The sequence below is a fragment of the Bacteroides sp. MSK.20.82 genome (assembly GCF_019052485.1).
GTDB classification, from domain to species: Bacteria; Bacteroidota; Bacteroidia; order Bacteroidales; family Bacteroidaceae; genus Bacteroides; species Bacteroides thetaiotaomicron.
Genome location: NZ_JAHQUN010000001.1, coordinates 487,283 through 496,784 on the forward strand (window position 1 = coordinate 487,283; position 9,502 = coordinate 496,784).

Below are 9,502 nucleotides of genomic sequence, written 5' to 3' on the forward strand. Positions count from 1 at the left end.
GCTGCCGAATGAATGGGATGGCAGAATGCCTTCCATTGTGAGATAGACGATTTTTGTAATACCATTTTAAATTACTGGTTTAAAGATGCAAAAAGTTATACAGATGTCACAACGACAGATTTCAGAGAATGGAGAGGAAAAATCAATGTCCTTACAGGAGGTTTTCCTTGTCAACCATTCTCTGTCGCAGGCCAAAGAAAAGGAGCGGATGATAACCGTTACCTCTGGCCTCATATGCTCAGGGCCATACATGAGATCAGGCCCGATTGGGTCATTGGTGAGAACGTTGCTGGCATCCTCACGATGGTACAGCCCGGCCAGGAGACTGAAGTGGGAAGTCAGTCCACTCTATTCGGAGAGAGTGAGCCTGTATTTAAAAGACGGCAGCAATATGTTGTTGAAACCATTTGCCGTGATCTTGAACGTGAAGGATATTCCGTCCAGCCGGTGCTTATACCGGCTTGTGCCGTCGGAGCTCCCCACCGCCGGGACCGGATATGGTTTATTGCCCACCGTGACAGCCCAGGATTACAAGCGCAGGGGACCGAACAGCCGCCAGCAGGGATTGCCGGAGATGATCCATGAAATACTCCTTCCCACTCCATTGGCTACGGAGATACACCATCCGGAAAGGGTTCACAAATGGAAACAGGCCTATGCTCCATCCCTGTACAGCCAGCTCAATGGGGAGAAGAAACCCAACGGATTGAGCGACTTTCTGGACTTTTACGGGATGCTGTTGCCCACCCCAGTAGCCAGCGATGCCGGTGTGGGTGCGGTAATGGGGAAAAACGACAAGATCATAGTGACACCGAAAGGAAAGGTGAGAAAGATCAATCAGAAAGGCCATGTCTGGAGTGTAGGGCTTGGGAGGATGGCGGAGCTTCTGCCCACTCCGACAGCGAGGGACTGGAAGGGCGCAGCAAGCCCGGAAAGTCTGGAGAAGAGAGGCCGGATACCGGAAAAGAACAGCCTGCCCGATTTCTTCGCCCGGACTGGAAAGAGTTTCCAGCTGAATCCCCTGTTTGTAGCCGAGATGATGGGCTTCCCCCCCGACTGGACGGTATCTCCTTTTCTCGGTGAAGACAGGCATCCATTAAAGGATATGGGAACGCTATCGTCCCCCAGGTAGTCTACGAGATATTTAAAGCAATAGAAGAAACCTATAAATTAAACAGTCATGAATAAAGTATCAATATTTGAACATCCTGAGTTCGGACGCATCCGGACACTGGAAATTGACGGGAAAATATGGTTCTGCGCCTCAGATGTTGCCGCCGCACTTGGCTACTCCAATCCGAGAGATGCCGTCGTAAGACATTGTAAACCAATGGGCGTCGTGGTTTACGACACCCCTACACGCAGTGCCGTCCAGAAAATCAAGTACATCAACGAAGGGAACGTATACCGGCTGATTGCCGGTAGCAAGCTGCCTTCCGCTGAGAAATTCGAAAGCTGGATATTTGATGAACTGGTTCCCGAAACACTAAAGAACGGTGGCTATCTTCTTAAGAAGAATGGCGAAACGGATAATGAACTACTTGCGCGTGCCATATTGCTCGCACAGAACCGTATAAAAGAGCGAGACAGCCGTATTTCAGCATTGGAGAAGGAGAACAACTATGCTATCCTGAAACTCAAGCTACAGGCCCCAAAAGTTCAGTATTATGACAAAGTCCTCCAATCCCAAAGCACCTACACGACCACACAGATAGCGAAAGAATTGGGAATGACTGCCGGTATGCTGAACAAACGGCTTCGATGGGCAGACATCCAGTTCCGTCAATCCGGTCAATGGCTGCTCAAAGCTCCTTATCAGAATCAAGGCTATACGGCAACCCGGACCCATGTATGGGAAAGCCGCACAGGAGAAACCGGCACGGCCATGTTGACCGTTTGGACGGAAAAGGGCCGGTTATTCATACATTATCTTTTTGAGGCTTATCTGGTATAGCCGGAATATAAGACTGGGATAAATAAAAAAGCTACTGAAACAAAAATTCAGTAGCTTTTTTATTGCTTTCAATTGATACTATCTCAACCGTGGTCCCGTTTTCTTCTTTTCTTTCACAGGCACAATTTCTTGTCGGGGTGCTTCTTGCGGCCTTATTCTTTCACTTACAGTCTCACTCTGAAGAAGCCTGTTTAAATACCGGAGGTCCTTCAGTAACTCCTGTTTGCATTCCATCTCCAGGGAATGGGCCATATTCGACATCGGGTTGGTACTTTTCTTGACAAGCGGACCGTTCAGGAGATCTTCTTCTACATACAGGGTACGACGCTTCAAATAGCCTTCAATGTCCTTCGGCGTTTCAGCGGTATCAATCGCCTCTTGAATAGCCTTATAATATTTATCCATATAACAGGCCTTATACAAGTCATCGGCATGCCAACCAAAGAAATGAAGATAGTTGCTTGCCAGTTGCGCGCTATACTTTTTTATATTGCTTTCTACAACACCTTTCTTCTTGTCAAGATATTGCTGCAACTGTTCGATTCTTAAATCACTTTTATCCATCGTTGTCTGATTTATAGTTCCGTATCCGTTTCAATTTCACTCTGAAAGGAGATATCCAATTCCCTTTCCTGATGGAAATTATCCGTTGCCACGAGTTTAATCTCCGCATTCTTACTGCTTCGATTATGATAGAAGAGTGTGAATACCTGGCGGCAGGGATCGCTGCTGTCTAACTCCGCTATCGAATCCAACGGTTGCATCTCCCGGTTCACCAGATAGACCTTCTTCTTGTCGTACACCTTGCCGCTGCCCTCCATTTGTATATAACCGATTTGATAACCGGTTCCCTCATAGTTTCCGCTACGATTGAGTGTCAGACGAATCTCCACGGTCTCATCCGGGGAAATAGTCTTCTGGAGATACCAGGACGTTAGCGAGAAATCGTATGCCTGCTGCACTTCCAATTTATCATCACAGCCACCCAGCAGGCAAAGCAATGTGAGCATGATACCACTTATTATTAATTTAATCTTCATGATTTTACGTATTACTAAATGAATAATTTACTTGATTGAGTCCGTTGTCTGCTAACGCCTGATGCCCGTTTTTATCTTTCTTTCAGGCGGCTCTTCTCTCTTCTTTTCTGTTTTATTAGCCGTCTGTTGCAAATTCTCTTCGGGAGGCGTTTGCGCAAGGATATTCGCGAATTCCCGGTAATCCCTAACCAACTGCTGCATACACTCCAACTTCAGGAAATGGGCAACATTCGTTGTCCGGCTGGAACTGTTACAATCCACCTGACCGTTCAACAGTTTGCTCTCACAGTAAGCAATGTTGTCCTCAACAATATTCCGAACCGTATCCATGTCCTTTGCCCCGTCCACCGCCTGCCGGAGTATCTTATAACACCCGGACATAAAATGAGACTTATACAGGCTCTCCGCATTCCATTCGAAAAAGTGCAGGAAATTCCCATTTATCTTCTTGCTTTGTTCACGTATGTCCCGGTCTTCCCGGTTTATTTTCATATCCAGCCAATGAAGCATCTCATCCACGTTCCAATTGCCTTGTTCCATACTATTGCCGCTAATTAAAAATGTACTTGACACCGACAGCTACCGCCGTGTGGAAATTCCCCACGGATGATCCGAAGAATATCCTCTGGCGGACATTGAAAAGAAAAACCAGCCTGTCGGAAAGGAACGCCTCCATCTCGAAAGCCGGGGCAAAACCATAAATGAAGCATCCGTCATTCTTTAAAGTCGCCCCGTCATAGAGCAGCTTGCAGTTCCAGTTGGTCGTCTCATAACCCGCCAGAGCGGAAAGACCGGCAGAGAAGAACACGTTCCTGCCACGGTCCGAGAAGAACGGCACGAAATAGCCTACCTCTCCGGTAAACTGCGCTTTGGGAATCGCAATGTCCTTGTAGGAATAGTGCTTCTTCACATAATCCGCCCCGAACAGCCAGCGGGAATGGTTCCGGTTATACCGGCTCAGAGCCACTCCGAGCTGAAAGTTGCCACGCAGATGCTTCACATTCGAACCGAAGTCGTCCACACCGCCTAACGTGAGCTGGATACCTTTCTGTCCCGGCAGGTAACGCTGGGCAAAGCATTCGCCTGCCGCAAAGGGCAGACAAATGCATAACATAATAAATAAAACTCTTTTCATGATTACTCACCGATTAATTCATTCACAATACGCGCATCCACCAGGTCACTGTTCTCCATATAGAACCGCTGGTGACGGCCTCCCCCTTTCTCGTAAATTTCCACTTCCAGCAACTTGTCATCAGGAATGACAATCTTCGGGAAGGCATACACGATACGTCCCGTGCTCTTTCCCTCGATGCGTGTCAGGGCATTGAGCGTGCGTACCGGTTCAATATAAGTTTCCTGTCGGGCCGTCCTTTTGGCTATCTTCTTATCCACTATCTTAAACCGCACGAAATCCACATCGAAAGGCACATTGGAATTGTTCGTCAGGGAAACATGGAAGAATATCAGGTCCTTATGCACATAAATGCCCTTCAAAAGAGCCTGCATCCCGAACTGCCTGCACCCGATATGCTTCACGGCCCTGCGGTCCAGCCGGTGGATGGTGTACATCACGCTGGCAATGACCATCGGATCTTCCTCACCCAGTTCCGTGACACGGATGGAACTGCCTCCCTTCTTTTCTCCCTCGTCCGGGTTCATCCACTGGTCCATATTGATATTCAGCGTGGAAGGCTCCTCCTTATAAACGACATTGAAGGAGAAGAAAGAGCCGTCGCCAGTAATAACCGAGAAGTTCGTCTCGCCCGGAAACTCCTTCACCGCTGCCTTGACACGCACCACATTCTCGACCCCGTCAGCTTTACCTGCGATGATATTGTTACTTCCCAGGTCCACGTAACGCACTTCCGAAGGGAAAAGGATATGCACCGTCTTACCGAAAGTGACCTCTATCTTATAAGGAGTGATATGCTGGTTATCCGTCAGAATCCTGACGGGATTTGGCGGTGTTTTTTCCTGTGCGAAACCGGATACCGAGGCCAGAACAGCCATCAATAATGCTATAAATACTTTCATTGTCTTATCTTTTTTATTAAAGTGAATACTCCGTTATTGTTTCTTTGTGACCAGCAGCACCTTATATCCGGCTTTCAGCGTCACCTTGACCGCACGAACCCGTCCGGCAATCAACCGCGTGCCGCCCTGCATGACTCCGCGCGTCAGGTCCATGACCACCTGCTGTCCGGCAGAACGTGCAAATGATACGCTGTTTCCCATACTCTCGCTGACCGTCCCTGCCGCATCCTTTGCCGCATTGCGAGTTTCCGATCCGGGAACGAAAATGCCTTTCTGCCCGTCGATATCGTAAGTCGCCAACTGCACGGGGATGATATTCCCCGCATACTCGATGCTGCTGATCAGGATATCCAGACGCTCTCCCTGAATGACCGCCGCACCCGTTACCAGACTGTTCTCCGGAACGGTAATACTTCCTGCCTGCAGAGGTTGCAGCAACCGGAGTTTTACCCTGCCTCCCTGTTCAATGGTCTGGCTCTCCGAGATGCAGGCGGCGATGGTATTCGTCCCCATTTGGTAGCTGCTCCCGACAGCAGTATTGAAGCCGTAATTCCTCTCGACAGTAAGCGAAGCTACAAAAGCGGAATCCGTAACCGACTGTGAAAGGCCGGAGGTCGTCTGGTGCTCCGCCCGCTGAACCGGAACAACTTCCGGCAGTTCTTCTTCGTCTACCTTTTGCTGAATAGTATCCTTGTCCGGATTCAGATACTTTGCCGCCATCTTGTAGGAACGCTCCATCAGTTCCTCACGGGTAGCCGCCTTGTTCTTTTCCTTTTCCGCCTTTTCCAGCTTTTTGTTCAGTTCGTCCACTTTTCTTTCCAAATCACTGTTTGCTGTCTCTTTGGGAGTCTCATAGAAGTCATCCAGCTGTCTGGAGATTTGCTCGTAGGTATTGACGGACTGTTGCAACCGGTCTCCGTCCTTTTCTTTTTCACCGGTATCGGATGATTTTCCATTATTCATCAGTGTCCCGGCAAGCTGCTCCAGCGATTTCATCCGGCTTTCTTCCTCTACTTCCGCCTGTTGCTTTTCATAAGCAGCGGTCTTCTTATCTACAAGTTTGGCAGTGGTAGGCTCCGGCACGTTCACATTGAATCCTGAATTTCCGGGAGCTTCCGTTCCGTTTTCCTTGCCGGTGGGGGCAAATATTCAGTACATGACTCCCAGGAAGACCAGCACAAAAGCCGGAATCACAATGAACTTCCTTCTTTTTTCCATCTCTTCCGGCGTGAGTTCCTTCTTCTCTTTTTCCGGTTCTTCCTTAAAGGCTCTGCCGTTTTCCGGCTGTACCTCTGTTTCTTCTGCCGCTTCGGGCTTTTCCAAATCTTTATCTTCCATTACTCGTGGGTTTTAGGGTGATACATTATACTGTCTTTATCCGCCCGGTGGAGGAAGTCCACCGGATGGACAAACGGCAACTCCTTTTGCGTGCCGTGAGAGAGAAAACGCCCGAAAGCGCGTGTTACCGTGATGCCGCATAGAACGGTACTGATAACCAGCATGCCCACAATCACTTCCTTACGCTCTTTTTCAGACAGTTCTTCGCAGGCGTTCTTCAGCTTTTCGCTGATCTCTGCTTTTATCTTTCTACTTTTCATTACCTTATTATATTAGCGTTCAACGGTCCTTATATCCCTGTTTTCCAAAATCTCAAAGCGTTCCGCCATGAAACCTTGCGGATTATTATCCGACCTGACCGTACTCTGCAGGAAGCAACGGGTGACCAGGGAACGCTCGGTGATATTGCTGTTTCGGATAATCATCTGCCGGGCAAAGGTGGTGATCCGGTACGGATAGTTATCGAAGTCGCACTGCATGCTGTCTACCAGAACGGTCTGGTTAATATTGCCACTGATCAGCCTGTTATAATAGCCTTTCTCGTTCCAATCCCGGTAATAACTATAAAGACTCTTGTCCGCCAGATACATGGCCCGGTTGATATTGGATTCGATAGCGGCCTTATCAGGAGCCAGCGTAAAGAACAGTTCATGCATGCGGCGCACATGTTCTCGGGCCTCCACCGGACGGTTCAATGCCGCATCCTGGGATAACGCCACCATAAGTGACTTGCCCTGATCCAGTACGTAGACCTTCTCCCGCTGCTGATCCGCAAAGAGGTAGGACTTTCAGATGGCATACGTAGTCAGCGAGGCACAAATACCCAGAAAGACCAACGTGAACAGGCGGATCTGCCTGAACGAGGATTCGATGTTTTTAAAACTTTTAAATTCCATAATTCTACTTTTATCAGTTTATCTTCAACTTTATTTCTTTAGCAGGACCGCACCGACATTCCCCGTCGAAGCACCCGCCGCAGCACCGGCTACATTGCTCACCTTGGATGCCGTGTTGTTGACATTCCGGTTATAGGAGCTCATGCCTCCCGCCTGGACGATCCAGTTCGAAACCGTCGGCACACAAAAATATCCGATAATGCCTATCACCATGAATATCAGATAAATGGCCGACGAACCGTCCACATCGATGATACTCATCGGATCGGCCATCAGGTTCATCTCTTCCTGCAGGATAAGCGTCTGTATCTTGGCAAGCATCGCCCCGAAAAGGTCTGATACCGGCAACCAGAGATAAACACTGATATAGCGTGCCAGCCATTGGATAAGCGTATTCTGCAGCCCGTCAAAAACACTCAGGGCAAAGGCTATCGGCCCCAAAATGCTCAGGACGATCAAGAAAAAGGTACGGATCGTGTCGATGACCAGCGAAGCGGACTGGAAGAGAATCTCCAGCAATTTGCGCATGACCATCTGGACAATGCCTTGCAGGGAGAAGGCATATGAAACCTCATACATGGTCTGCAAGGCCGTATGCTCCTCCTCGCTCCAGCCCATGTTGTCCAGTTCCGCGTCCAGCTCCTCATTGGAAGCGAAGACACGCCCGGTCATCATCGTCTTTGCCATCATGTCCGCACGGAGCTTATCCTTCTCCTGCTGGTACTTCTGCAAGTCAAATGTCTGGTCACGGAGCAGCATTCCGGTTCCCTGGACTATAGGGCTGAAGATGCCATTGAGAGTACCCAGCACCATCACGTCGAAGAAGAGGATACACATGCCCAATACGAAAGGTCGGAGCATTGAAAAGACATCGATAGGTTCGGCACGGGAGAGCGACTGCCAGACACGGTAGGCGATGTAGAAGAGGGCTCCCAGGGCAGCGAGTGCCATCGCCATGTCCATCATCGGATGGCAGAGTTTGGTCATCGTATCATACAGGTCCCGAAGAATCCGGTGCATATTTTCAAATGAAATAGACATTAACAACATACTATTCTGCTTTTAATTGAATGATTACCAGTAACGCTCATCTTTTCCGTACAGGTCGAATACCTGTTGCTGCTCGTTTTTCTCCTTGGCACGCAGATAGGACACATGCAGGTTCTTGCGGGTGTAGTAATTGGCCAATTCTCTATAATGTACCATTTCCCTATATACCCGGTTCACCAGGTCGATGCGTTCCTTGTCGTTCATGGACATGCCGGTGGGATTGATGATATTCTTCAGCTCGGTAATGCTGCGGCTGCTCTTCTTCATGATCGTGTTATAACCGGCAGCTATCGCATTCAGCTCCCGCTGGCTGAAATTCTTGTCGGCCAGCATCTTGCCGAAATTGTTCACGTAAATCTCGGAGATATTACCGAGCATCAGGACGGACTCCTTGACTTTCTCGCTACCGCTGATCAGGTCGTTCACCTTGCGCAGCTTGTTGTAATACTCACGCCCCTGCTCGAAAATCTTTGAGGTTTCCTTCCATGTGGAGAGAGCATTCTGCGCCGTTTCCGAGGTCTCCACTATTTCGTTGACACTGTTCACGATACCCTGGACGAGGTTGCCCGGATCGGACACCACCCACTGTGCCTGTACGCTTGCCGGTACTATAAAGGCCGACAGGACAAACAACATGCTTAAAATTCTCTTTCTCATTGCTTCTTGATTTTAATCGTTTATTTTTTCTTTTTCTTCTCTTTAGCCAGCACACGGATAGCCTGCTCCATATTGCCGCCCAGCTTCTCAGTCATTTGTGTGACTTCCAACTTTTCGGTTTCTTCCGTGGTATAGGTGAGATACTCCTCGACAGAGGTTTCTGTGGCATAGACAGCGGACTGGACACCTCCCAAGCCTATTCAAACTTCCTTATACTTCCGTGCCGGATCGTTGGACTGATTGATAGACAATATCTGCCCTTTCTCTTTGTCGGTCAATCCGAGCAGGGACTGTACGGAGTCAAACTTGTTAATATACTTTCGCTGATCCAGCAGAATCTTGCAATCGGCATTGTTGATGATGGTGTCTTTAATAATGGGACTTGATACAATATCGTCCAGTTCTTGAGTGACGACAACGGCCTCACCAAAATACTTTCTAACCGTTTTGTGTAGGCTAAGCACCCAGCGCCTTATCATATTTCTATGGTAGGTTTCCAAATGCTCGCCCCCGAACCGGACTTACACCTC

The 9,502-nt window shown here is 48.7% G+C and carries 12 protein-coding genes and 3 pseudogenes; 3 read left to right on the forward strand and 12 right to left on the reverse strand.

The window, feature by feature from the left end; translation table 11 throughout:
- Positions 1-12: 12 nt before the first annotated feature.
- The 3 genes and pseudogenes from KTR07_RS28330 to KTR07_RS02020 all read left to right on the forward strand — a co-directional run.
- Positions 13-468: pseudogene (locus KTR07_RS28330) on the forward strand (DNA cytosine methyltransferase); the annotation flags it as partial.
- Positions 362-1,132, forward strand: coding sequence for a hypothetical protein (locus tag KTR07_RS28335; protein ID WP_371737193.1), 771 nt, complete (start codon positions 362-364; stop codon positions 1,130-1,132). The pseudogene KTR07_RS28330 and the gene KTR07_RS28335, both read left to right, overlap by 107 nt.
- Positions 1,133-1,180: 48 nt before the next feature.
- Positions 1,181-1,954, forward strand: coding sequence for a phage antirepressor KilAC domain-containing protein (locus KTR07_RS02020; protein ID WP_087306400.1), 774 nt, complete (start codon positions 1,181-1,183; stop codon positions 1,952-1,954).
- Between the two features lie 78 nt (positions 1,955-2,032).
- On the opposite strand, the gene KTR07_RS02025 is transcribed toward KTR07_RS02020, so the two are convergent.
- The 12 genes and pseudogenes from KTR07_RS02025 to KTR07_RS28340 all read right to left on the reverse strand — a co-directional run.
- Positions 2,033-2,518 carry a hypothetical protein gene (locus KTR07_RS02025; RefSeq protein WP_087306403.1) on the reverse strand — a complete coding sequence of 162 codons (486 nt, stop codon included), beginning with the start codon at positions 2,516-2,518 and terminating at the stop codon, positions 2,033-2,035.
- Between the two features lie 11 nt (positions 2,519-2,529).
- Positions 2,530-2,994 carry a TraQ conjugal transfer family protein gene (locus KTR07_RS02030; RefSeq protein ID WP_087306405.1) on the reverse strand — a complete coding sequence of 155 codons (465 nt, stop codon included), beginning with the start codon at positions 2,992-2,994 and terminating at the stop codon, positions 2,530-2,532.
- A gap of 51 nt (positions 2,995-3,045) precedes the next feature.
- Complete coding sequence (locus tag KTR07_RS02035) at positions 3,046-3,534, reverse strand: hypothetical protein (protein WP_087306407.1); 489 nt, start codon at positions 3,532-3,534, stop codon at positions 3,046-3,048.
- A 10-nt stretch (positions 3,535-3,544) separates the two neighbouring features.
- Positions 3,545-4,129, reverse strand: a complete 585-nt coding sequence (locus tag KTR07_RS02040; protein WP_087306409.1) for a conjugal transfer protein TraO — start codon at positions 4,127-4,129, stop codon at positions 3,545-3,547.
- 2 nt (positions 4,130-4,131) lie between these two features.
- Complete coding sequence (gene traN / locus KTR07_RS02045; RefSeq protein ID WP_087306411.1) at positions 4,132-5,031, reverse strand: conjugative transposon protein TraN; 900 nt, start codon at positions 5,029-5,031, stop codon at positions 4,132-4,134.
- A gap of 33 nt (positions 5,032-5,064) precedes the next feature.
- A complete protein-coding gene (gene traM, locus KTR07_RS02050; RefSeq protein WP_087306413.1) occupies positions 5,065-6,180 on the reverse strand; it encodes a conjugative transposon protein TraM in 1,116 nt (371 codons plus the stop codon).
- Positions 6,181-6,369, reverse strand: a complete 189-nt coding sequence (locus KTR07_RS02055; protein ID WP_087306415.1) for a hypothetical protein — start codon at positions 6,367-6,369, stop codon at positions 6,181-6,183. It lies immediately after the preceding gene.
- Positions 6,369-6,629, reverse strand: coding sequence for a hypothetical protein (locus KTR07_RS02060; protein WP_087306417.1), 261 nt, complete (start codon positions 6,627-6,629; stop codon positions 6,369-6,371). The genes KTR07_RS02055 and KTR07_RS02060 overlap by 1 nt, the downstream gene beginning before the upstream one ends.
- A gap of 12 nt (positions 6,630-6,641) precedes the next feature.
- Positions 6,642-7,265 (reverse strand): annotated as a pseudogene (gene traK, locus KTR07_RS02065) (conjugative transposon protein TraK).
- 30 nt (positions 7,266-7,295) lie between these two features.
- Entirely contained in the window at positions 7,296-8,315 is a 1,020-nt protein-coding gene (gene traJ / locus KTR07_RS02070; protein WP_118313745.1) for a conjugative transposon protein TraJ, read from the reverse strand.
- Positions 8,316-8,339: 24 nt separating this feature from the next.
- Positions 8,340-8,972, reverse strand: coding sequence for a DUF4141 domain-containing protein (locus KTR07_RS02075; RefSeq protein ID WP_118313746.1), 633 nt, complete (start codon positions 8,970-8,972; stop codon positions 8,340-8,342).
- Between the two features lie 20 nt (positions 8,973-8,992).
- Positions 8,993-9,427 (reverse strand): annotated as a pseudogene (locus KTR07_RS28340) (conjugal transfer protein TraG); the annotation flags it as partial.
- Positions 9,428-9,502: the final 75 nt, after the last annotated feature.